17 protein-coding genes are annotated in these 25,421 nt (G+C 43.6%); 4 read left to right on the top strand and 13 right to left on the bottom strand.

Annotated features, from left to right (window positions below; all coding sequences use genetic code 11):
- Nucleotides 1-59 precede the first annotated feature (59 nt).
- Nucleotides 60-2,342: an ATP-binding response regulator gene (locus OCV37_RS05800; RefSeq protein ID WP_169739345.1), complete on the top strand. Its 2,283-nt coding sequence runs from the start codon at nt 60-62 to the stop codon at nt 2,340-2,342.
- Nucleotides 2,343-2,504: 162 nt separating this feature from the next.
- Nucleotides 2,505-5,045: a hybrid sensor histidine kinase/response regulator gene (locus OCV37_RS05795; RefSeq protein ID WP_038178523.1), complete on the top strand. Its 2,541-nt coding sequence runs from the start codon at nt 2,505-2,507 to the stop codon at nt 5,043-5,045.
- Between the two features lie 78 nt (nt 5,046-5,123).
- Here the strand turns inward: OCV37_RS05795 and OCV37_RS05790 are convergent, their stop codons facing one another.
- From OCV37_RS05790 to tig, 7 genes are all read right to left on the bottom strand, one after another.
- Nucleotides 5,124-5,426: a ComEA family DNA-binding protein gene (locus OCV37_RS05790; RefSeq protein ID WP_038178522.1), complete on the bottom strand. Its 303-nt coding sequence runs from the start codon at nt 5,424-5,426 to the stop codon at nt 5,124-5,126.
- Between the two features lie 135 nt (nt 5,427-5,561).
- On the bottom strand, nt 5,562-7,415 hold the full coding sequence (ppiD, locus tag OCV37_RS05785) for a peptidylprolyl isomerase (protein ID WP_038178521.1): 1,854 nt from the start codon (nt 7,413-7,415) through the stop codon (nt 5,562-5,564).
- Nucleotides 7,416-7,666: 251 nt separating this feature from the next.
- Nucleotides 7,667-7,939 carry an HU family DNA-binding protein gene (locus OCV37_RS05780; protein WP_038178520.1) on the bottom strand — a complete coding sequence of 91 codons (273 nt, stop codon included), beginning with the start codon at nt 7,937-7,939 and terminating at the stop codon, nt 7,667-7,669.
- Between the two features lie 189 nt (nt 7,940-8,128).
- Complete coding sequence (gene lon / locus OCV37_RS05775; RefSeq protein ID WP_038178519.1) at nt 8,129-10,483, bottom strand: endopeptidase La; 2,355 nt, start codon at nt 10,481-10,483, stop codon at nt 8,129-8,131.
- 116 nt (nt 10,484-10,599) lie between these two features.
- Nucleotides 10,600-11,874, bottom strand: a complete 1,275-nt coding sequence (gene clpX, locus OCV37_RS05770) for an ATP-dependent protease ATP-binding subunit ClpX (protein ID WP_038178518.1) — start codon at nt 11,872-11,874, stop codon at nt 10,600-10,602.
- A gap of 85 nt (nt 11,875-11,959) precedes the next feature.
- Complete coding sequence (clpP, locus tag OCV37_RS05765) at nt 11,960-12,586, bottom strand: ATP-dependent Clp endopeptidase proteolytic subunit ClpP (protein WP_038178517.1); 627 nt, start codon at nt 12,584-12,586, stop codon at nt 11,960-11,962.
- A gap of 105 nt (nt 12,587-12,691) precedes the next feature.
- Nucleotides 12,692-13,996, bottom strand: coding sequence for a trigger factor (tig, locus tag OCV37_RS05760; protein ID WP_038178516.1), 1,305 nt, complete (start codon nt 13,994-13,996; stop codon nt 12,692-12,694).
- Nucleotides 13,997-14,496: 500 nt separating this feature from the next.
- Here tig and OCV37_RS05755 point away from each other — a divergent pair, with 500 nt between their 5' ends.
- Both OCV37_RS05755 and OCV37_RS05750 read left to right on the top strand, forming a co-directional pair.
- Complete coding sequence (locus tag OCV37_RS05755; RefSeq protein ID WP_038178515.1) at nt 14,497-16,296, top strand: sensor histidine kinase; 1,800 nt, start codon at nt 14,497-14,499, stop codon at nt 16,294-16,296.
- Between the two features lie 9 nt (nt 16,297-16,305).
- Nucleotides 16,306-17,649: a sigma-54-dependent transcriptional regulator gene (locus OCV37_RS05750; RefSeq protein WP_038178514.1), complete on the top strand. Its 1,344-nt coding sequence runs from the start codon at nt 16,306-16,308 to the stop codon at nt 17,647-17,649.
- A gap of 188 nt (nt 17,650-17,837) precedes the next feature.
- Here the strand turns inward: OCV37_RS05750 and OCV37_RS05745 are convergent, their stop codons facing one another.
- From OCV37_RS05745 to nagE, 6 genes are all read right to left on the bottom strand, one after another.
- A complete protein-coding gene (locus tag OCV37_RS05745; RefSeq protein WP_038178513.1) occupies nt 17,838-18,440 on the bottom strand; it encodes an ATP-dependent Clp protease proteolytic subunit in 603 nt (200 codons plus the stop codon).
- 231 nt (nt 18,441-18,671) lie between these two features.
- Complete coding sequence (locus tag OCV37_RS05740) at nt 18,672-20,033, bottom strand: TRAP transporter large permease (RefSeq protein ID WP_038178512.1); 1,362 nt, start codon at nt 20,031-20,033, stop codon at nt 18,672-18,674.
- 5 nt (nt 20,034-20,038) lie between these two features.
- Nucleotides 20,039-20,725 carry a TRAP transporter small permease gene (locus OCV37_RS05735; RefSeq protein WP_038178511.1) on the bottom strand — a complete coding sequence of 229 codons (687 nt, stop codon included), beginning with the start codon at nt 20,723-20,725 and terminating at the stop codon, nt 20,039-20,041.
- Between the two features lie 81 nt (nt 20,726-20,806).
- Nucleotides 20,807-21,811: a TRAP transporter substrate-binding protein gene (locus tag OCV37_RS05730; RefSeq protein ID WP_038178510.1), complete on the bottom strand. Its 1,005-nt coding sequence runs from the start codon at nt 21,809-21,811 to the stop codon at nt 20,807-20,809.
- A gap of 323 nt (nt 21,812-22,134) precedes the next feature.
- Complete coding sequence (locus OCV37_RS05725; protein ID WP_038178509.1) at nt 22,135-23,616, bottom strand: protein adenylyltransferase SelO; 1,482 nt, start codon at nt 23,614-23,616, stop codon at nt 22,135-22,137.
- A gap of 246 nt (nt 23,617-23,862) precedes the next feature.
- Nucleotides 23,863-25,365, bottom strand: a complete 1,503-nt coding sequence (nagE, locus tag OCV37_RS05720) for an N-acetylglucosamine-specific PTS transporter subunit IIBC (RefSeq protein WP_038178508.1) — start codon at nt 25,363-25,365, stop codon at nt 23,863-23,865.
- Nucleotides 25,366-25,421 lie beyond the last annotated feature (56 nt).

Raw genomic sequence — 25,421 nt, 5'->3', positions numbered from 1 at the left:
GCAACGCCTATTTTCATACAGGATGGCTAGTTGATTTCGGTAATACTGGTGGAGTATTCATGGCTAAAGCAGCGAATATCTTCTCATTTCTAGCCTTTAGCTCTGCCTTTCATTTTTCATGTCGGCTAAAATCTCTTAATGAAAATCACAGTATAAAAAAATGGCAGCTAGCTTTAATCACTGTAAGTACAGTTTATGCGTTTTATGTCAACTTAGCCCCCGGGCTTACAGTGGTCAGCGTTATAGTTGAATCACCAAGTGAATTTACTATCCATTTCGGTCCTGAGACTCCTATATTCTTTTCTCTGCTAATACTTTTTACCTTTTTGACATTATTTAATACACTTGGGCTCAGTAAGAGTAGTAATAAATTAAAACGAGTAAAATCTACCTACATGGTTATAGGTATCGTGATTTTTATGATATCAACAGCTGTTATACATGTATTTATCACAACCGTATTCAGTGATTTTTCATTTACATGGTTACCGCCAGCATTTTCAATTATTGAACTCTTCCTCATGGGTTATGCAGTAATATTTCATCGATTCTATAGTTGGAAATATTTATTGTATCTATCATGTAATGCTTTATTAACATTATGCCTATATATAATTCCCATTTGGATATTTTCTCAAGTATTCAATATATTAGAACACATTCTTCTTCTATCCATATGGTGTTTAATGTGTGGCATAACAATTCGTTATACTTGGGCTAGAGTTTCTCAATGCTCTAGCTTATTAATTTATAGAGATACCGAGACTCCTGTTCATAAAATTTTAAGTCTGTCTAATGATTTTCAATATTCTACACAAGATGCTATATATAAACTGGCACAACTACTAAACTTGGAGAAAGAACAGACAATTCTGATTTCTGATGCACAATCTAATGAGCTTTATGCAACTTACTTGATCCAAGACGACTCAGTACTACTCCTTGAAGAAGTCAACTATCATTTTAATAATACAAGAAATCAAAGGCTGAATCTGATCAGAGAACAGATGTCGAAACATAATGCAGCAATGATCCTTCCATTATATGATCACCATAACACTGTATCTCAATTGCTATTTTCCCCTCATAAAAGTAACGGATCACTCTACTCTAATGAGGAAATATCAGCTCTTCAAAAACTCTTTAGCAAAGTACAGTCATATATTCGTAGTGAACATCATGTGAAACAAGCTCGAGCAATGGCGAAGTCAATTGCTCATGAAATGCGCAATCCATTATCTCAAATATTATTACACCTTGAAAATATTGACAATATTGCAAATAGTATAGGTACACCTAGCGGTTTCCGTGAAGAAATTCAACGAGGCAGAGATTCAATACAACATGGAAATCAGATGATTGATATGATTCTTTATGAATCAAATCAATCCATAATAAATAACAATAATATAGAATCCCATCAAATCTCTTCTTTAGTTAATCAGGCAATTAACAGTTATGCATATGAATCAAATGAGATTAAATCAAGAATTTATTTTTATTCTGATAATGATTTCATTGTCCAAGTAAATGAAACATTATTTGGATTTATCATTTTTAACTTACTCAAAAATTCAATTTGTTACTTTAATGATTATCCTGACAACAAAATTGAAATTAGATTAGAATCAGGTAATAAACAAAATAAATTATTTTTCAAAGACTATGGACCTGGGATTGAACCACAAATTATCCAGCGAATTTTTGATGAGTTCTTCACATACCAAAAGAGAGAAGGTAGTGGATTAGGCTTAAGCTACTGTAAAAGGGCAATGAAGCTATTTAATGGGCAAGTTGAATGCCATTCAGTCTACGGGAAGTATACAGAGTTTTCTCTTATTTTTCCTTATGTAAAACCATTGCCTTTACATACATCTTCCCAAAATAATTTCCTTCGACAATTAGACCTAGATTTAAATGAAGAAAGAATGAATTACCGTAACAACATTAACATTACCTCCCCAATAAGAAAGATTCTTATAACAGATGATAATCAGGTGCAAAGAGCTCTTGTAAAACTATATTTAAAGAAAACTGGCGCAGAGATATATGAAGCAGAAAATGGTCAACAGGCCATTGATATCGTATCTCAAAAGTCTATTGATATCGTTTTTATGGATATTCAAATGCCCATAATGGATGGTTTTGAAGCTTGTAAACAGATCAAATCTATGTACCCTAACCTTCCCGTTATCGCACTTTCAGGAGAGTCTGGGGAACAAGAAATCAATCAAATTACTCAAACTATGGATGACCGATTGCTCAAACCAACCACACAGAAACTACTGGAAGAGATACTAGATAAATGGATACAACAAGATGAATTAATAGGAAATTTTTGAAGTATAATTACCTTACAAAACCACTTATTGATAAAAATAAAAATTATTATTAAGTATTTTGTGCTGTTGGTAAAAAATCTAACACGTAGTAAGTCCTTCTTAACAATCATGAAAAAATATCGGTAAAATAGAGGAATCGAACTCTCCAATAGATAGGAGTGGATGTTGTTAATTGATAACATACTTTATCCAAAAGCTCTATTATTGCTAGGTGCCGCATCCATTAGTTTTTTATGGTTAGTTTATTTTTTATATACGACACTCAAGCAAGGACTGCATACCCTTAAAGTTCTTTATTATCCATATGTTATCTATATGATATTCATCATCCTATGGATTTTAAGTAATACTTATTTTCATACAGAGCTGCTTATTATTAATGGAGAACAATGGGCTATATCTATGGCAAAGGCTGCTAATATATTTTCTTATATGGCATTTAGCTCTGCCTTTCACTTTTCATGCCGTCTTATTTCCGATAATAAAAATAACAGAATAAAATTATGGCAATTTCTATTGATTGTTTTATTTACTCCGTATGCAATATATGTCAATTTTTTAGATAATTATACGGTGACGTATGTGGATATTTTTTCACCTAGTAATTTTACGATACACTTTGGTTCTGGTACCCCTTTCTTCTTTTCCACCTTAATTTTATTCACATCGTTGTCAATTTTAAATTTATTTAATTTCCGCAGAAAAACAGACAATAAAATAAAACATATAAAATCAATGTATATGTCAGTGGGAATTATTGTCTTCATGATATCAACCGCTAGTATTCATATTTTCTCTACCTACATATTTCATGATTTTTCATTAACTTGGTTACCTCCCGTCTTATCAATTACAGAACTTCTCCTTATGGGATATGCAGCATTATTCTATCGATTCTACAGTTGGCATTATTTATTCTACATAGCAACAACTGCTTTCTTATCAGTTATAACACTTTTTTTACCAATATTTATTATAAATTCATTACTACATATAGACAATATTTCATTTGTATTAGCTTGGTGTCTATTTTATGGATTGATAATACATAAAATATGGTTATTCTTCTCCCAATACTGTAGTTTATTTATTTACGGAGAAAAAAACATACCAAGTAAAAAGATATTAGCCTTAAGTAATGATTTTCAATCATCACCTCAGAAAGCTTTAGATAGTTTAACTCAGTTATTAAACATAGAAAGAAATAAAATAAAAATAACATCCAATATAGATTCAAAAGAAATATATGAAAATTATATACACAGATATAACCCTATACTAGTTTTCGATGAGCTAGTTCAATACATGAAAAGCTTTAACGACAGAGACATAAATATTATTTATGAACATATGTCAAAAAATAAAAATGCAGTTGTAATTCCGTTATATGATGACCATAACTCCATATCACAACTATTCATATCTCCGCATAAAAATGATGGTTCTTTATACTCAAACGAAGAAATAAATGCTCTGCAAAAGTTATTAAAAAATGCTCAGACATATATTAACTATCAGTCTCGTATTAACCAATCTCAGGTAATGGCCAAATCGATAGCGCATGAAATGAGAAATCCTCTTGCTCAAGTTCAACTTCATTTAGAAAACTTAGCGAATTTTGGTTCTAACATATCTCTACCTACAGAGATAAAGAATGAAATTCAACGAGGCATTGACGCAGTCCAACATGGTAATCAGCTCATTGATATTATTTTACGAGAAGTGAACCAAACGCTGATCAATTATCAAAATATGGCTACTTTTTCGATTACAAAATTATTAAACCTTGCAGTGAATGATTTTGCTTATGAATCGGAAGAAAAGAAAACTCGGGTGAGCATCAAATCAAATATTGACTTCCAAGTGCATGTAAATAAGACCTTATTCGATTTTATTATTTTTAACTTATTAAGAAATGCCATCTACTATTTTGATTCGTCACCTCAGAGTAGAATTGATATTGAATTAACCTCAGGCCTCAAAAATAACCAACTCCATATCACCGACTACGGCCCGGGGATTGAACCACAAATTATACATAGAATTTTTGATGAATTCTTCACTTACCAGAAAAAAGGGGGAAGTGGTTTAGGCTTAAGCTACTGCAAAAGAGCAATGAAACTCTTTGGTGGTGACATTCAGTGCCAATCAGTTTACGGTGAATATACAAGATTTACGCTCACCTTTCCTCACGTCACACAAGAAGCTCTCCAGACTCAGCCTCAAATGAACGAGTCAGAAATACCAATACCTGAACGGTCAAAATCCACTCATGCTGTATCAATAAATCAGAAACAGAGAATCGCATTGGTGACTGACGATAATTCAACACAACGGGCATTGGCAAAGCTCTATTTGGAATCCCTTCAGTTTACAGTTTACGAAGCTGTAAATGGCAAAGAAGCTGTTGATATGGTTCGCCATCATCCCATCGATATTATTTTCATGGATGTTCAAATGCCCGTTATGGATGGCTTGAAGGCATGTAGACTCATTAAAGAAACTCACCCGACACTGCCAATTATTGCGCTTTCTGGAGAATCGGGTGATGATGAAATTGCTCAGATAAGAACAACGATGGATGGCTGGTTGATTAAGCCCACCACCAAGCAGTTATTAGAGCAAACTGTACTCAAATGGCTGTATGTGGATGATCCGCAAGCAATAGATCATGTTAATCAAGCAGCGTCTCACCCCATATAATAGGCACTTGATTATCTATCTAAATATGAGCTTGCCACAGGAATAGTAAAGGCTATTTCATCCGAGCAATGGCTGCGACTACAAGCTTATCCGACGACGGTTCTTCTCGATTAGTGACGGACCAATTCCCTTTACTGCCGTAATATCCTCTATCTGAGTAAATGGCCCGTGCTCTTCTCTGTAATTGACGAGAGCTTGTGCTTTCTTGAGCCCAATACCACTGAGTGTTGCAGCAACCTCTTCAGCTGTTGCACTGTTGATATTAACGACATTGGCGGGGCGTTCATTCATCACAGCGGATGCTGGCTTATCTGCAGCATAGACGGTATGTAATGGCAGACAGATAATTGATAGGACAGAAAGAAGTAATATTTTAAGCATAAGATTTATCTCCAAATTAAAAATTTCAGACTCATCCTAGCGAAGCTTGCTAAAAATACGATACCGACCGATACAAATTAAAACGGGCTACAAAAGTAGCCCGTCTCAACAAACATATCAGTTACATCCGGCTTATCACTGTGTCGCAAGATAATACTCGATATCGGTTTGCTCTCTTAAGATATTCAAAAGACCAGAGAGATCTTGTTGGCGATTCAACCGTTGCATCTGGACAGCTAGCTGCTGAGTTAATTGCTTATCCGTCTTAGATTCAACCTTCGTTAGCTCAACTAATACAATATTGCCTTGATGATCTTTCGTTTGTCCGTAAACAGGCTGGCCATCTTGTGGCTTTTGCATTGCAAAAACTGACCGTGCCAGCGGCGAGCTCCGATCAATCATCGTTAGCTCACCAAATTTGAGCTTGTTGCTCTCAAGTGCTGCCATGTCACCCTGTTTTAAGCCGGCAAGTACCTTCTCAGCAATTGCTTCTGTTTGCTGCTCAGCCTTCACTTTAGACAACGCCTCTACAACCTGTGCTTTCACAGTATCGAAAGGCAGTAATGTTTCTGGGCGACGCTCTTCAATACGAACAACCACAACATCTTCAGGCGCGACCTCAACCACAGACGAATTTAAACCTTCATTTTTGACTTCTGGGTTATCTAACGCTTTCTGAACTGGCGCAGCACGCAAAATTTCTGGCAAATCCGTCAACGCCACAAAATCAGTCGTATGAACCTTCTCTTGGATAGCTTTGGCTGCTTCATCCAGAGAATCCGGGCTTTCAAAAGCAACTTTTTCTAGATCACTCTGTAATTGATAAAAACGGTCAAGCGCCCGCTCGTCCCGAATCGATGCGATAACATCATCTTTAACTTCTGCAAAAGGTTTGACTTTCGCAGGTTTCAGCGCGTCCAATTTAATGATGTGATAGCCAAAGTTCGATTTCACAACACCAGAGAGATCACCGACATTCTTCAGTGCAAATGCCGCTTCTTCAAACGCAGGATCCATCGCACCTTTTTCAAACCAATCCATCTCACCACCTTTACTGGCACTTCCCGGATCCTGAGAATCCTTTTTGGCCAGTGCTGAGAAATCAGCGCCACCTTTCAGTTGTTTCAGTAAAGCGTCCGCCTGTTTCTCATCATTCACTAGGATATGACTGACTTTGCGCTGTGCTTTTGTCGAATATTGGTCAGCATGATCCTGATAATACTTTTCAGCCTCATTATCCGTGACTTTGATCGATGACTTCAGTTTGTTTGCTGACAACTCAAGGTAGGAAACTTTGAATTGCTCCGGACGCATGAAATTGTCTTCATGAGATTTGTAGTATGCATTCAAATCTTCATCACTGAGTTGAATCTTCTTCGCATAATCGTCTGTTGCAAGCTTAATCGTTCTGATTTCCCGCTTCTGAGCAAGCAATGCCGCCTGGGCATCGACCTCACTATCCAAAGAAAAATCACTGGCTTGAACCGCTGTCAGAAGTTGGTTACGTAACAAATCACTTCTTAAGAATGTTGCAAAAGAGTCAGGAGAAAAGCCTGCACGACGCAATGCTGTTTGATAAATATCCTGATCAAACTTGCCGTTCGACTGGAATTGTGGCATGTCCACAATCGCCTGACGGACCTGTTCATCACTAATTCTTAAACCCAGCGCTTCGGCATGCTGTTCAAGCAGAACATCATTCACCATTTTATCTAATACAGAACGGCGGAAAGATGCAACATAACTCGGATCAGCAAGCAGGTTCGAGAAGTAATCACCTAATTGTGATTGCATTCTGCTCCGCTCATTTTGATAAGCTTGTTCGAACTCTGCCCGGCCTATCTTTGTGCTGCCAACCTTTGCTGCTGCATTATTACTACCACCAACCAGGTAGCTACTGACTCCCGCAAATACAAATGACAAGATTATCAATCCAAGGATAATCTTAATCGCGATGCTATTCACACCTTCGCGCAACCGATCCATCATAATTTAATCATTCTCCGGCTTAATGGCCACTTACTCAGTAAAATACTCTGTTTCTCAAAACTATCGATTCTGAAGTCAATGATTTCTATCATCAAAAGACGTTCAACTCTGGATAGTTTTCAGAAGCAACTATATTCAAAGCGAATGAGGCGATAATATCAGAAAAAAGAAATGCGCATCACTATGATGCGCATATTTTCAAAACGTTTGACTTAATTTTGCCTCAATTAGCAAAATTTTGTGCGACTGAATTAGTTACACGCGTCTTTCAGAGCTTTACCCGCTTTGAAAGCAGGAACCTTCGCTTCAGGGATTTGGATCTCATCCCCTGTTTTCGGATTACGACCGGTGCGGGCTGCGCGAGTACGAACACTGAATGTTCCAAACCCAACCAGAGCAACTTGCTCACCAGACTCGAGTGTACCACTGACTGCATCAATGAATGCATCAAGAGCACGGCCCGCAGATGCTTTAGAGATTTCAGCATCTGACGCAATTTTATCGATTAATTGTGTTTTATTCACTGTGATTCCCCTTTCTTCACCTATCGTTATATTTAAAGGTGATTTTTTGTTCCATTAAGTCTGAAAAATGGCTTAAAGCCTTGTTGTATCAGGGCTTAAGCCATAGTCAGTAACTATGGCCTCCAAAAAAAACGCTGACAAGCCTTTTTATGCGAATCAGCGTAAACTTTTAGTTATTTTTGCTGTATATCACTCTTTTTGAGACTCAAACTCAACCCCTAACGGAGCGCGCTCCAAAGCGACAGACAGAACCTCATCAATCCATTGCACAGGAATGACTTTCAGATCAGCAATGACATTGTCAGGAATTTCTTCCAGATCACGTTCATTATCTTTCGGGATTAGGACGGTTTTTATTCCCCCGCGATGCGCGGCAAGCAATTTTTCTTTTAAACCACCAATCGGTAGGACTTCACCCCGTAATGTAATTTCACCTGTCATGGCGACATCTGCTTTCACTGGATTACCAGTCAGACAAGACACAAGTGCCGTACACATTGCAGTACCAGCACTTGGGCCATCTTTCGGTGTAGCACCTTCAGGAACATGCACATGGATATCACGTTTTTCATGGAAATCACTATTGATCCCCAATTTGTCTGCACGTGATCGAACCACGGTCATGGCGGCCTGAATCGATTCTTGCATCACATCGCCCAACGAACCGGTCTGAGTTAATTTCCCTTTACCGACCATGGACTGCGCTTCAATTGTCAGCAGATCACCACCGACTTCTGTCCATGCAAGACCGGTCACCTGACCAATACGGTTACTTTCTTCAGCTTTACCGAAATCAAAACGCTGCACGCCTAAGAATTCTTTCAAGTTATCCTGAGTGACCGTCACAAGCTTGATATCTTTATTCAGCAGAATTTTCTTCACGGCTTTGCGGCAAATTTTCGAAATTTCCCGTTCCAAATTACGTACACCCGCTTCTCTGGTGTAGTAACGGATAATACCGATGATTGCAGAGTCATCAATCTCAATCTCTGCCGGCTTCAGACCATTTCGTTCAACCTGCTTAGAAACCAGATGTCGTTTGGCAATATTCAATTTTTCATCTTCGGTATAACCCGACAGACGAATCACTTCCATCCGATCTAACAGTGGTCCGGGAATATTCATTGAATTTGATGTTGCCACAAACATCACATCAGATAAGTCATAATCGACTTCGAGATAGTGATCGTTAAAGGCATTATTTTGCTCTGGGTCAAGAACCTCAAGCAATGCCGATGACGGATCCCCTCTCATATCAGATGCCATCTTATCAATCTCATCCAGAAGGAACAGAGGGTTCTTCACACCAACCTTGGACATTTTCTGTATCAGCTTACCGGGTAACGAACCGATATAAGTGCGTCGATGGCCACGAATTTCTGCTTCATCGCGCACACCACCCAACGCCATACGGGTATATTTTCGCCCAGTGGCAGCAGCAATAGAACGCCCCAGAGATGTCTTACCTACACCCGGAGGACCAACCAAACAAAGAATAGGACCTTTCAGTTTTTGAATTCGGTTTTGAACCGCAAGATACTCTAAAATGCGCTCTTTTACCCGCTCCAGCCCATAGTGATCTTCATTTAAAATCACTTCTGCTTTCGCCAAATCTTTCTTCACTTTCGAACGTTTCGACCAAGGAACATTCACCATCCAATCGATGTAACTCCGCACCACCGTAGCTTCAGCAGACATTGGAGACATCATTTTCAGTTTCTGCAGTTCCTGTTCGGTCTTTTCACGCGCTTCCTGAGGCATCTTTGAATCTTCAATTTTCTTCTTCAATGTCTCAAATTCATCAGGCGCGTCGTCCATTTCACCCAGCTCTTTCTGAATAGCTTTCATCTGCTCATTCAGATAATACTCACGCTGAGATTTCTCCATCTGTTTCTTCACTCGGTTACGAATACGCTTCTCAACCTGCAGCAAATCAATTTCAGATTCCATCTGGCCCATCAAAAATTCCAGACGCTCAACCACATCAATAATTTCAAGAACTTGCTGCTTATCCACAAGCTTCAAAGGCATATGGGCGGCAATCGTATCAGCCAGACGAGCGGCTTCATCGATACCATTTAAAGCGGTTAAAACTTCTGGTGGAATTTTCTTATTCAGCTTGATAAACCCTTCAAACTGATTAATCGCACTGCGAACAATCACTTCTTGCTCTTTCTCATCGAGCTCGGGGGTGATTAGGTAACGCGCTTGCGCAGAGAAAAAATCACCTTCAACAAACGATTCGACCTGTGCGCGCTGTTGGCCTTCCACCAGCACTTTCACCGTACCGTCCGGTAATTTAAGGAGTTGTAAAATCGTCGCGACCGTGCCGACATCAAACAAATCATCAATGGTCGGCTCATCGGTTTCTGCTTGCTTTTGAGCGACTAAAAGAACCTGCTTGTCATTGTCCATTGCAGCTTCAAGACATTGGATTGATTTTTCACGGCCAACAAATAAAGGAATAACCATATGTGGATAAACCACAACGTCTCGCAGTGGCAATACGGGGATCTCTATACGCTCGGAACGTTCCAAGTTCATATTCTTCTCTCTTCCGCTTCTGTCTATATGGCAGTATATGGGGTCTAAACAATGGGATTCAATCGTAGAATAAAAAAAAGGAGGTAATCATACCTCCTTCGTGAGACTTTGCTGAATTATTCGGCACCGGCGGCCTGATTCTCATTGTTAGAGTAGATGAGCAATGGTGCAGATTCGCCATTAATGACTGATTCATCAATGACAACCTTACTCACATCATTTACTGATGGTAACTCATACATAGTTTCTAACAACACACTTTCAAGAATCGAACGCAGTCCGCGAGCACCGGTTTTACGCGTCATTGCTTTTTTCGCAATCGCACGTAATGCATCTTCTCTGAACTCTAAATCAACATCTTCAAGTTCGAAAAGTGCACCATACTGCTTGGTCAGCGCATTCTTCGGCTCACACAGAATCTGTATCAGTGCGGCTTCATCCAATTCGGTCAGTGTTGCGGTCACAGGCAGACGACCAATGAATTCTGGAATTAACCCGTACTTCACTAAATCTTCCGGCTCAACCTGTGTAAACAGTTCGCCGACTGTCTTGATTTCATCTTTGGAACGAACTTCAGCACCAAAGCCGATGCCGGTTCCTGTCGCGACACGTTGCTCGATGACTTTATCCAGTCCGGCAAACGCCCCCCCGCAGATAAACAAGATTTTTGATGTATCAACTTGCAAGAATTCCTGTTGTGGGTGTTTTCTGCCACCCTGAGGAGGTACAGAAGCAACGGTCCCTTCAATCAGTTTCAACAAGGCTTGTTGTACACCTTCACCAGAAACGTCTCGTGTAATCGACGGGTTTTCAGATTTGCGCGAAATCTTATCAATTTCATCGATGTAAACAATCCCCCGCTCGGCCTTAGCCACATCGTAATCACATTTTTGCAGTAACTTCTGGATGATGTTTTCAACATCTTCCCCGACATAACCTGCTTCAGTCAGTGTTGTTGCATCCGCCATTGTAAATGGCACATCCAAAAAGCGAGCCAGAGTTTCGGCCAATAAAGTTTTACCGCTCCCTGTTGGCCCAATCAGCAGGATATTACTCTTACCGAGTTCAACACCTTCACTGGTCTTATCACCATTACGCAGACGCTTGTAGTGATTATAAACAGCGACCGCAAGCACTTTTTTCGCGTGCTCTTGACCAATCACATAGTCATTAAGATGATCCCGAATCTCACGCGGCGTTGGTAATGCCGTTGACTCTTTCTTCGGAAGTGCATCCTTAATTTCTTCTCGTATAATGTCGTTACATAGATCGACACATTCATCACAAATGTAAACAGAAGGACCTGCGATCAGTTTGCGAACTTCGTGTTGGCTTTTGCCACAGAAAGAGCAGTACAACAGTTTACCACTCTCTTTGCTTTTATCTGTCATTCGCTAACCTCTTAGCCTTTATCCATATGCTGAGTTTATATCAATTTGTATCAAATTGCGCTATTCAAATGAAAGCACTATCAGCCTATTTGCCCCGATGCGTCAATACTGCATCAACCAGACCGTAATCGACAGCCTGCTGCGCAGACATAAAATTATCCCGATCTGTATCACGTTCAATGACATCCAGTGGCTGCCCGGTATGTTTGGCGAGAAGATCATTCAATTTTTGTTTAATCTTCAAAATTTCCTGCGTATGAATCTGAATATCAGATGCCTGACCGCCAAAACCACCCAACGGTTGATGAATCATCGCTCGTGCATTTGGCAGCATGAAGCGTTTTCCAGCAGTGCCGCCCGCAAGTAAAAAAGCACCCATCGAACATGCCTGACCCATACATACCGTACTCACATCAGGTTTGATAAACTCCATGGTATCATAAATCGACAACCCGGCATCAACACTTCCTCCCGGGGAGTTGATGTACAAGAAGATGTCTTTATCCGGGTTTTCTGATTCCAGGAAAAGGAGCTGAGCCACGATAAGATTTGCCATCTGATCTTCAACCTGACCGGTCAAAAAGATAATACGCTCTTTCAACAGACGGGAATAAATATCATAAGAGCGTTCTCCTCGGGAGGTCTGCTCTACCACCATGGGTACTAAGGCGTTCAGGATTGACGACATTTCATTTTTTTCTTGGTAGCTCATATTCTTATATCCCTAAAATAAATGGTCCGATGACGGAGATCATGCGGACCATTGTTATCAGAATAGTTAACCTTTAGTCAACCTTCTATGATACATATTGCCTAATTAAGCAGCGTTCTGAGAGTTCATCAGCTCATTGAAGCTTACTTCTTTCTCAGAAACTTTTGCTTTCGCAAGGATCGCATCAATCGCTTGCTCTTCAAGTGCAACGTTACGCATGTTATTCATGAGCTCTTCGTTTTGCTCATAATAGGTCACAACTTCTTGTGGATCTTCATAAGCAGTTGCCATGTCTTCGATCAGTGCTTTAACTTTTTCGTCATCGGCTTTCAGTTCATCTGCTTTGATGACTTCACCGAGCAGCAAGCCCACTACAACACGACGTTTTGCCTGTTCTTCGAACAGTTCACGAGGCAGCTGTGCCGCAGCTTCAGAATTGCCACCGAAACGTTGTGCCGCTTGTTGACGCAATACTTGGATTTCTTGATCGATCAATGCAGCCGGAACGTCAATATCATTTTCTTTGACCAAGCCATCAATTGCTTGTTGCTTGATACGCTGCTTCACGGCTTGCTTAAGCTCACGTTCCATATTCTTACGAACTTCAGTCTGAAGCGCTTCAATACCGCCTTCACTCACACCGAACTTCGCGACGAATTCATCGTTCAATTCAGGTAATTCACGCTCTTCAACTTTGCTGAGCTTAATCGCAAATTTTGCTGCTTTACCTTTCAGATTCTCAGCATGATAGTCTTCAGGGAAAGTAACATCGATTTCAAATTCCATACCGGCAGTTTTACCAACGATGCCATCTTCAAACCCAGGAATCATTCGGCCAGCGCCCATTTCCAGTGCGAAGTCTTCGGCTTTACCGCCTTCAAATTCCTCACCATCAATGGTTCCAACAAAATTAAGTGTAACACGCTTGTCTTCATCTGCAGCCGCGTCAACTTCTTTCCAAGTCGCTTGCTGCTTGCGCAGTGTTTCAAGCATTTCTGCCACATCTTCATCTTTTACTGCAACGTTTGGCTTCTCGACTTCGATATTTTCCAAGCCTTTCAACTCAACTTCAGGATAAACTTCAAACGTTGCGTTAAAAACTAAGTCTTTATTCTCTTCACTTTCAACGGGAGTAAATGTCGGCGCGCCAGCAGGGTTCACTTTTTCTTGGATAATTGCTTCGATAAAGTGACGCTGCATCACTTCACCAAGGATATCCTGACGTACTGCTTTGCCATACATCTTAGCAACCATTTTCATCGGCACTTTGCCTTTACGGAAACCATCGAAACGACGGTTTTTTGCGATGTTACGCAGTTCTGCTGTCACAGCATCTTCGATGTTGGCAGCAGGAACAGTAATATTCAGACGGCGTTGTAGGCCTTCTAGCGTTTCAACAGTAACTTGCATTCTATATAAACCTCAAAACTGGCTCAGTTCTTCTGAGCATCATGAGCCTAGATCGCATTCGCTAATCTTGGCTGCATCCATGTTCCGTACTCTTTCAGAGTACATCTATAACGAAATAAATAGTGAGCAGTGACGTGGAGTAATCATCGTTCCACAACAGGAGATACTCCAGATATGCTCCTATCAGACTCAGGACATACTTTTCAGACGCGACATTCTAACGACCAGAGCCACAACTGTCGAGTCTATCTCAGCAGACGAATTCCTGATGCTCAGAATTTATTCTCCTGCCTGACAAAAATTCCATCCGTATTGCTCCGTAGATTGACAGGTTGGGGGTAAAATTGTGCTTTTCAAGGGAAAAATGGCTTTTTTTCCGTGAAATATTGAAAAAGAGATCCTGATCTTACTTTTTCGCTCTTCCCGAAACCGTTTATCACCGTTCTTCAGACAAACCCAGTAAAATAGAGAACTGGCTCTTCCCACTGACAAGTGCAACGATGGTATCTAAGTTCCGTTTCAATCTTATCTTTATGGTTGTTTTTGTTGTAACGACTGCCTACGGTGCGCATCTTGTGTGGCAGTATAGTTATCAGGCCCTGCTCAGCGAACATCAGGCACAGTTAGAACGTTTTGCCAGTCACGTGGTTACCAAATTGGATAAGTTCGCCCATATCCCCCGCCTCCTCTCGACCGATAAAAAACTGGTAGATGCGCTGACGATGGCCGATAACTCCGCTCAAATCGATATCACCAATCACTATCTTGAACAGGTCAATGATGCGATCAAAGCTTCTGATACCTATCTTCTGGATATTCACGGAACGACCATTGCCGCGAGTAACTGGAATCTCAAACATTCATTTATTGGGAGAAATTTCAACTGGCGTCCGTACTTTCAGGTAGCAGTACAAGGCAATGAAAGCCAATACTACGCGCTGGGCTCAACTTCCGGGGAACGTGGATACTACTACGCATATCCGGTGACGTATGCTGCGACGATTCTCGGTGTCGTGGTGGTGAAAATGGATCTTTCGTCGATTGAAGAGAACTGGAAAAGCAAAAGCAGTTACTTTGTTGCCACCGATCCGTACAGTATTATTTTTATGTCCAGTCAGCCAAACTGGCTGTTCAAAAGTGTCACCTTTATTGACCCGAAGATCCGCACAGAAATCTTTCATTCCCGTCAGTATCTTGATCAAACGATCCAATCGCTGGGGTTACTCGGGAAAATGGATCAAGCAACCACTGAATGGATTGACCCGAAACAAGGCTGGATTAAAGGTGACTTTATTGTCAGCAGCCGGCCGTTGAAGAACATTCCGCTGAACATTCGTGTGCTGTCACCGAAGATTCAGGTATTTTGGAGCAGTTTCGGCTTTGTGGTCATTTCATGCATGGTCTTTGCCATTATTTATCTGATTCTGTTGCTCGTGCATCATCGTAAAAATAAATTACGTCAGATTGAGCAACTCCAGTCGGAAGCAAAGCAAAAGCTTGAATTTTTAGTTATGGAAAGAACCGCGAAGTTACATCTTGAGATTGAAGAACGCAGTAAAACCGAACACCGACTGCGACAAACACAAGATGAATTGATTCAGGCTGCCAAACTTGCGGTACTGGGACAAATGTCCGCCAGTATCAGTCATGAATTGAATAACCCACTCGCGGCCATCCGTAGCTTTGCCGATAATGGCCGACGCTTTCTGGCCAGCGGTAAAATTGACCGGGCAGACGACAACCTGAACCGGATCTCGGGGCTGACGGAAAGAATGGCGAAAATCAGTACCCAACTGCGCTCATTTGCCCGCAAGTCGGATCACGATGAACGAGCCGTCGTCCAGCTTTATCCCATTATCTTATCGACCAGAGAATTGATTCAGGCACAAATAAAATCAAATCTAATCCACTTCGAAATACAGGCCCCGGAACCGCCTATCTGGTTGAATATTAATCCAATCCATTTAGAACAAGTCCTGATTAATCTTTTGACCAATGCGATTCAGGCACTCGATGATCATGCGGATAAACAGATTATCCTGAGCTTTGCCGAAGACGCTCAGCAGCTCACGATACATATTGACGATAATGGGGAAGGATTAGGAGATAAACCGTTATCCCAGCTTTTTGACCCCTTTTATACCACCAAGAAAAATGGACTCGGACTGGGTTTGTCGATCTCTCAGCAAATTATTCAGAGTATGGGCGGTCAGTTGAATGCCAGCTCATCACCGCTTGGCGGTGCCCGGTTCACTGTCCAGTTACCCACGGTGCCACCACCGTCTGAAACTGCCTCATAAGGACATGTTATGTGCGATGTATTTTTTATCGATGACGAAGCGGATATTCGTATAGCGATCGAACAAAGCTTTGAACTGGCTGAAATTCAGGCCAGATTCTTTGATAGTGCTGAAGAAGCATTACTGGCCATCAAACACGATGGTTTGCCGCTGGTGGTTGTCACCGACATCCGTCTGCCGGGACTCAGCGGGCAGAATTTACTCCATTCGGTTCACCATCAGGATCCCGATTTACCCGTCATCCTGATTACCGGGCACGGTGATATTTCGATGGCCGTTCAGGCAATGCATGACGGCGCTTATGACTTTATCGAGAAACCATTTGCCCCCGAACGGCTGATGGAGACCGTGCATCGTGCCATCGACAAACGTCGGCTAACGCTGGAAAACCAAAAATTAAAGCGCAGTCTGAAAGCCAGCCAAACCCTCGGACCACGGATTATCGGTGAGACAACCAGTATTCAAACCCTGAAAGACACCATCGGTCAGATTGCCGATACCAATGCCGATATCTTGCTCTTCGGTGAAACCGGCACCGGCAAAGAACTCATCGCCCGCTCTCTGCATGAATTAAGCTCTCGCAGAGAGCGCAACTTTGTCGCGGTCAACTGTGGAGCCGTGCCGGAAAACCTGATTGAAAGTGAACTCTACGGTCATGAGAAAGGTGCATTCACTGGCGCAGAGAGTCAACGGATCGGCAAATTCGAACATGCACAAGGCGGGACGCTGTTCCTTGATGAAATCGAATCGATGCCCATGCCCGCACAGATTCGTCTGCTGCGTGTGCTACAGGAACGACTGATTGAACGGGTCGGCTCCAATGAATTAATTCCACTCGACATTCGAGTCATTGCAGCGACCAAAGTCGATCTTAAACAGGCAGCACAGCAAGGCACATTCCGGGAAGATTTATATTATCGGCTCAATATCGTGACACTGGATATTCCCCCGCTACGGGAGCGGAAAGAGGATATCCCGGCTCTGTTTCACCATTTCTTACTGGTGGCCGCTGCCCGCTATGGCAAAGCCGCCAATTCGATCTCCAAGCAGGACATGCAATCCTTACTGAGTCATCACTGGCCGGGTAATGTCCGTGAATTGAGAAATGCTGCAGAACGGTATGTACTACTCGGTAAACTGATTCAACTGGGTCAGGAACCGCATCTGATGAATGGACCGGTACTCAGTTTGGCCGATCAGGTGGCAGAGTTTGAAAAATCAGCCATTGAACAAGCCTTAATCGAATGCGGAGGCAGTATTAAAGATACCATGGAAAGCCTGAATCTACCGCGAAAGACATTGTATGATAAAATGCAGAAATATCAGTTAGATAAAGAAAATTACAAACACTAACTGCTGCGCTTCACCCCTGTCACACCAAACGGATACTTGCAGGCCGACAGATACACGGCCCTCAAGCAGTGAATAACCAGACGAAGGTTTAGGGATGACAATAAAAAACATGGCATGAAAGTCACCTTCCATGCCATGTTTTAATTGGTTCGTAAACGTGGTCTGTCAAGACAGAAAAAACGTTCCGATTAATCCTGCAGTTCCCGGATATTGCTTACAACCCGGCTCACCAGACCGTATTCAACTGCTTCTTCAGGACTCATCCAGAAGTTATAATCGGTATCTTTCTCGACCTGCTCATAAGGCTGGCCTGTCGCGTCACTGATCAATTTATTGACCCGGCTGCGAGTCCGTAAAATTTCATCCGCTTCGATTTTAATATCGGAGACTTTACCACGTACCTGACCCAGCGGTTGATGGATCATAAAGCGAGTATTCGGTAAACAAACGCGGTTTTCTTTTTTCGCGGCAATGTAGATTGTCACGCCGGCACTTGCAACCCATCCGGTTCCAATCACGATAACTTCCGGTTTGATAAACTTAATCATGTCATGGATAGTATCGCCGGCTTCCACATGTCCGCCTTGGCTATTGATATACAGATAAATCGGCTCGTCGCTGATTTCTTGTAAGACCAATAACTGGGTCGAAACTTTCTGAGCCAGCTTCTGGTCAATTTCACCAGAAATGAAAATAGAACGAGACGCTATGAGTTTTTCCTCTACCATTGAACCAGAGCTTCGTTCATCCTTGGCCTTATCATTTTCATCATTTTTTAATACGAAATTCATAGACATTCTTCTCTAATTAACCTTGGGATTCATTGTAACGAATTACATTTAACTAGCAAGGCATATCTCCCGCCTTTTAAGAAACAAATCTCATAATGAGTTTTCACCAAAAATTTGCTTACTCTCCTGAGCATAGCGCTTCCGGATAAAAAAATCCTTTACCATGAGTCACCCACGGTAAAGGATTTAGAAATCAAGCGCTCATCGATGCCACGAAGGCACCGGAACAACTTATTTGGTAATAATTTCCGGCCCCATCAGTGTTGTCGGTAACCAGGTTGAAACCCATGGCACATAGGTCACGATCAACAGGAACAAGAACATGATTGCCACCCAGGGTAACGCGGCTTTGACCACATTCAGCAGCGACATTCTTGCAACCCCGGCGGTGACAAACAGATTGAGCCCGACAGGCGGCGTAATCATGCCGATTTCCATATTCACCACCATGATGATTCCGAGGTGAATCGGATCAATCCCAAGCTGAATCGCAATCGGGAAGACCAAAGGGGCAACAATAATCAGCAGCCCGGAGGGTTCCATAAACTGGCCGCCAATCAGCAGTAATAAGTTGACGACTATCAGGAATGTGATCGGTCCTAAACCGGCAGAAAGCATCGAGTTTGCAATCATCTGCGGCACCTGTTCTTCGGTAAGAACATGTTTCAAAATCAAAGCATTAGCAATGATAAACAACAACATGATCGTCAGCCGCCCGGCTTCACACAAGGTTTTCTTGGTATCCGGATGCACAAAGGCCTGAAACACTTTGATCACGCCCGGCAGCCGATTATTCTGATCAGCAAACGGCCCCATATCTTTATAGACAAAATTGGCGATCAGGAAAGCGTAAACCGCAGCGACTGCAGCCGCTTCCGTCGGGGTGAAAATCCCCCCATAAATGCCGCCTAAAATAATGACGATTAAGAACAGGCCCCAAATGGCGTCACGTCCGGCAGCCATCAGCTCGCCCCAGCCGACAAACGGCTGTTTCGGCAAGTTTTTGACTCGCGCTGCAATATAAATGGCAACCATCAGCATTGCCCCAGCAAGTAAACCGGGAATCACCCCCCCCAGAAACATCCGGCCGACCGACACATCCGTTGCAGCGGCATAAACCACCATGACAATCGATGGCGGAATTAAGATACCCAGTGTGCCGGCGTTACAAATCACCCCGGCAGCAAATGCTTTGGAATAACCGTTTTTCACCATTCCGGCAATGACGATACTACCAATCGCAACCACCGTGGCAGGCGAAGACCCCGACAGTGCGGCAAACATCATACAAGCCATGACTGACGCAATCGCAAGCCCCCCGCGGAACCAGCCGACCAGCGCAATCGCAAAGCGAATGATCCGTTTGGCCACCCCACCGGTAGACATAAAGCTCGAAGCAAGGATAAAGAAAGGAATCGCTAACAGTGTGTAGTGACCCGCAAATGCATTAAACAGCGTTTGTGCAACCGATGCCAATGATGCATCAGAATGCAACATCAAAAAGATAATGCTCGATAAACCCAGTGAAACAGCGATCGGCACCCCGATAAGCATCAGGACTATCACCATTAAAAAGAGAAATAAAACGGCCATGATGACTACTCCTTGCGATCCGATGAATTGCGATCTGATAACGGTGTTGATTTGTCAGCATCAACATCACTGTCTTGCTGCAGCTCTGATTTCAGGGTTTCCAGCTCGTCTTCTCCTTCATGCGAAGCGATCAGACGATCCATCTTACCCGTCAGGATCTGATACGCAGCTTGTGCAAAGCGTAAGGTCAGCAGTCCCATACCGATGGGCAATGCCATATACGGAATAAATCGCGGCAGCTTCTCGTAAGCTTCCCCTTCATTGAGCCAATCAGCTAAAAACTGGAGGAAATCAGGCATCGGAATATCATCGGTCTCATACCAAGCCCGCTCGGCAATAAACGGATGCCAGTAATGCCAAGAACCAATGAGCAGCAGCACGGCAAAACTCAGGCAAGCCAGTGCTGACAGCACGGCAAAGGTTTTCTTGAGCCCTGCCGGAGCGATGTTGATCACCACATCGACACCGATGTGAAAATGCTTCTTAACCCCATAAGACGCACCTACCAGCACCATCCAGGCAAACATAAAGACCGTCAGTTCAAGGGCCCACAAAATGTTGTCATTAAAGACATAACGGCAAATGACATTGATAAAGGTCAGTAAGGTCATCGTGCCTAAAAAGAATGCGATCAGAAACTCTTCAACTGAATCTGTGAAACGACCGACTTTAGAAAAAAAAGACTGTTGCATAACTATCTTCGCTCTCATTGTTATCATGAAGGTGCCCCACACCAATCGCGGGGGCACATACTTATAGCGTGACTACGACAGTTACTGCTTATTGGCTGCGAGCGCATCTTCGATCAGATCATGACCGATATTTTTCTCGAATTTCTTCCAGACAGGTTTGAGCGCATCCACCCATTTTTGACGCTGAGCAGGTGTCAGTGTCCGCACCACACCACCGGCATCAATAATGTTCTGACGGTTCGTCAGATTGACTTTGGTGGACTCGGCATTCCGCGTCTCTGTCACTTCTTTGAGAATCTGTGCAAACTGGTTACGGACATCATCAGGCAGACCATCCCAGAACTTCGTCGAAGTCACCACGAGGTAATCCAGAATGCCGTGGTTGGTTTCGGTAATGCCATCCTGAACTTCAAAGAATTTCTTCCCGTAAATGTTAGACCAAGTGTTTTCCTGACCGTCGATAACACCAGTCTGTAAACCACCGTATACTTCTTTAAATGACATTTTCTGGGGATTAGCGCCGAGCTGTTCAAACTGAGCAACCAACACATCAGACGCCTGTACGCGGAACTTCAGGCCTTTGGCATCTTTGGGTTCGATCAGCGGCTTGTTGGCAGACAACTGTTTCATGCCGTTATGCCAGAATGCCAGTCCCTGCAATCCCCGGCGCTTCATCGCATTTTTCAGCTTGTCGCCGGCAGCCGAATTCTGGAAACGATCGACGGCTGCAACATCATCAAACAAGAATGGCAAATCGAAAATGCGGTACTTTTTCGTGAATTTTTCGAACTTGGAAAGAGAAGGGGCTGCGAGTTGAACATCGCCATTTAAAAGGGCTTCCAAGACTTTGTCATCATCATAAAGCGTTGAGTTCGGAAAAACTTCCATACAAACTTTTCCGTCCATCTCTTTGTTGACTCGTTTGGCCAGCAACGCTGCGGCAATCCCTTTTGGATGCTTATCCGTATTGGTAACGTGGCTGAATTTAATCACGGTTTCACCCGGATCACAGCCTTCGGAGGCAGCTGCGTTAAAACTGGTCGCTGCAAGTATGGATACAGTCAGTAATGTGAAAGGCTTGAACATCTTTTTCTCCTTGTTATAGAAACAGAACACCTACTTGGTATTCACGTTATTGACAACAAGGCAAATAATGAGCCAACCCGAGAAACAAATGAAACAAACCATTAACAACAGTAACTTAAGAGAAACAGCGCTAACCGTTGGTTCATTATCTATACAGCACATCAATCAGAAATGGGTGAAAATCCCTCCATCTCCGACCTATGAATGGGTCAGAAATGACCCATTCCTGAGGTTTCATTCGAACACTCAGGGATGGGCGCAATCAACAAAGAATGGTTCCGGAAACCGGCATGTAGTGACGCGATGAACAGACCAATATCATCTTATGATGAACAACTGATTTCGAGACATTTTCCCCATGCCGGCGGCAACGCAGCATACTGTTCATGTTGCGGCTGCTCATCATAAGGCCGCCTCAAAACTGCAATCAATTGTTCTAACGGTTGAAAATCACCCTGCTCTGCGGCATCAATCACCTGCTGTGCAAGATAGTTGCGGAGGATATATTTCGGGTTGACCTCACGCATCGACTGACAACGGGCGGCAACCGTCCGGGCCTGTCCCCTTGAATCCGTTTCCTGTTCACAACGCGAGAGATACCGCTGTAACCACGCCAGAGCTGCCGTCTGGTTGTCAAATAACGTAGTCACCGTATCAAGCGGTTGTTGATCCAGAGAAGAGAGTCGCCGGAAAAACAGCGTATAATCCACCCGGTTTTCCGCCATCAGGTTCAACAAGTCATCACACAGCTCACTATCCCCGTCCCGGCGCTGCTGCAATCCGAGTTTACGGCGGATCAAACGGCTGTATTCCTGATTGAGTCGTGTGGTATAGGTTTGCAACACGGCTTCCAGTGCATCTTTATCGATCAGGGGGGTCAGCGCCTGTGCCAGTGCTGTCAGGTTCCACCAGCCAATTCCCGGCTGCATATCAAACGCATAACGGCCCTGATGATCGGAATGATTACAGATAAACTGGGGATCATAATCATCCAGAAACGCAAACGGCCCGTAATCGAAAGTCTGGCCGAGAATCGACATATTGTCGGTATTCATCACGCCGTGGGCAAAACCATACGCTTGCCAGAAGGCAATCATCTCGGCAGTCCGTTCGACAATTTGCCGGAACATCGCCAGATAAACGTTATCCTGTGGTACTTCAGCGGCGGTCAGTTCCGGGAAATGCCATGCGATGACTTTATCCGCCAGTAAACGCAGGTCGTCATGCTGCCCGGTATAAAAAAAATGCTCAAAATGACCGAAGCGGATATGCGTTTCAGCGAGACGAATCAGCAAAGCCCCTTGCTCAACACGCTCCCGATACACCGGTGTATCGCTGACCATCATCCCCAATGCGCGGGTCGTTTGATTGCCCAGCGCAGCCATCGCTTCGCTGCACAGGTATTCACGAATGGTGGAACGTAATACCGCCCGGCCATCGCCCATTCGCGAATACGGTGTCAGTCCGGCTCCTTTGAGATGCACATCAAACCAACGCCCTTGTTGATCGGCAATCGCGCCGAATAACAACCCGCGACCATCCCCCAGCGCCGGATTATAGACGCCAAACTGATGACCGGCATACTTCATCGCCAGCGGTTGAAAATAATCAGGCACCTCACCATCGGAAAAGATCTGTAGCCAGAGATCATCCGGGGTCTCACCCAGACCAAAACTGGCTGCGAATGGGGCATTCCAGCTAACCCAACGCGGGTTATCAACCGGTGTGGGCATCACGCGGGTATAAAAGCTTTGTGGAAGTTCAGCATAACGGTGGCTGATCGGTAAATCTTGCCAAAGAGACATAGGGCGTTTCCGTTTCAATCTATCTCTGCCAACCTTACCAATTACCCGACCAGTTTGCTAGGTTATTCATGGATTGCGGTGAGGCGAATCCGGTCTCCGGCAGAAAAAACAGGATCCGATGCCTCGCCAGTCGGTCAGAGTACATCTATCGGAAAAAGAAAAGAGCGTACGAAACCGCACGCTCTTTTTGATTGCTTTCAGTGAAACCACCCGGATACCGGAGCGTCGCTGAGTCAACCCATTGACTTAATCATATGCCGCATCGCCTTTCATCGCATTTGCGACTAATTCAGCCTTGGTACCCAAGACGACCTGCAAGTCGGTGCGGTTCAGCTTGACAATACCACTGGCCCCAAGCGCTTTGATTTTCACTTCATCAATCCGCGCCATATCATTGACAGAAAGACGTAAACGCGTAATACATGCATCAATTTGTTTCAGGTTATCCCGGCCACCCAAGGCTTGAGTATACTCATCCGCCAATGTCTGAATATCTTCAGCAACTGCGGACTGACTGGTCGCCACCGCTTCTTTTTCTCTGCCCGGCGTCGGAATATCAAACCAACGGATGGCAAAGTAAAAGATACAGAAGTAGATCACGCCAAAGCACAGTCCGACCAACAGTAGGAGTCCCGGTTTGGTTGCCAGTCCCCAGTTGATTACAAAGTCAAACAGACCCGCCGAGAAACCAAACCCATCGAGAATCCCCAGAGAGTTAGTCACCACCAGCGAGATGCCTGTCAGGATCGCATGGATGATATACAGCACAGGCGCCAGGAACATAAACAGGAATTCAAGCGGCTCAGTCACCCCGGTCAAAAACGCGGTTAACGCCACAGACAATAAAATCCCGCCGACCTGTGCCCGCCGCTGTTTCGGAGCCGCCAGATACATTGCCAACGCTGCACCGGGCAGACCAAACATCATGATCGGGAAGTAACCGGCCATAAATACCCCGGCTCCCGGATCACCGGCAAAGAAACGGTTGAGATCACCACGAGTGGTCTCAGTCGCAATACTCTGAATGACACTGCCGTCAATCGATGAAATTGCGCCTCCGACACTCAATGTTTTCGCCACTTCAGGGGCAAGACATAAGTTATGGAGGCCTCCCGCCAATTCGTACGTGACTTTGGTACACTCACCCAGTCCGAACCAGAAAATGGAATTTAAAACATGGTGTAATCCGACTGGAATCAACGCACGGTTTAATGTCCCATAGACAAATTCACCCCATGCGCCAGAGTGCGCGACCGTGTGACCAAATGAATCAATCCCATGTTGAATCGCAGGCCAAACCACGCCACTGATTCCTGCCAAAATCAGGGTAATCAACCCCGTCATGATCGGAACAAGTCGCTTCCCACCGAAGAATGCCAGATAAGCCGGCAGGTTGGTCTGATGAAAACGGTTATAGGCATGACCGGCAACCACACCGGCAACAATACCGCCAAAGAAAGACATATTGATATCAGCATTGATGGTTTTCGCCGCTTCCGTCAGTACCAAATATCCGACAGCACCAGCTAAACCCGCAGCACCGGCATCCCCGCGAGACAACCCCACAGCAATCCCTATCGCAAACAGCAACGGTAACTGGCCAAAAATTGCGCCCCCGGCCTGAGCCATAAACGCAATGTTCAACATATCCGGTTGCCCGAGTCTCAACAGAATCGCAGCCACCGGCAAGATAGCAATCGGCAACATAATTGCCTTGCCAAGTTTTTGTAAATACCCCAGTACGTTCATTGCATCCTCCATCACATGATTCGTACATTACACTGATATCTTAATTCATCCAGTAA

It is taken from the genome of Vibrio rhizosphaerae, assembly GCF_024347095.1.
GTDB lineage: Bacteria > Pseudomonadota > Gammaproteobacteria > Enterobacterales > Vibrionaceae > Vibrio > Vibrio rhizosphaerae.
The sequence above is the reverse complement of the archived record's forward strand: the minus strand, read 5'-3'. Positions and strand labels throughout refer to the sequence as shown.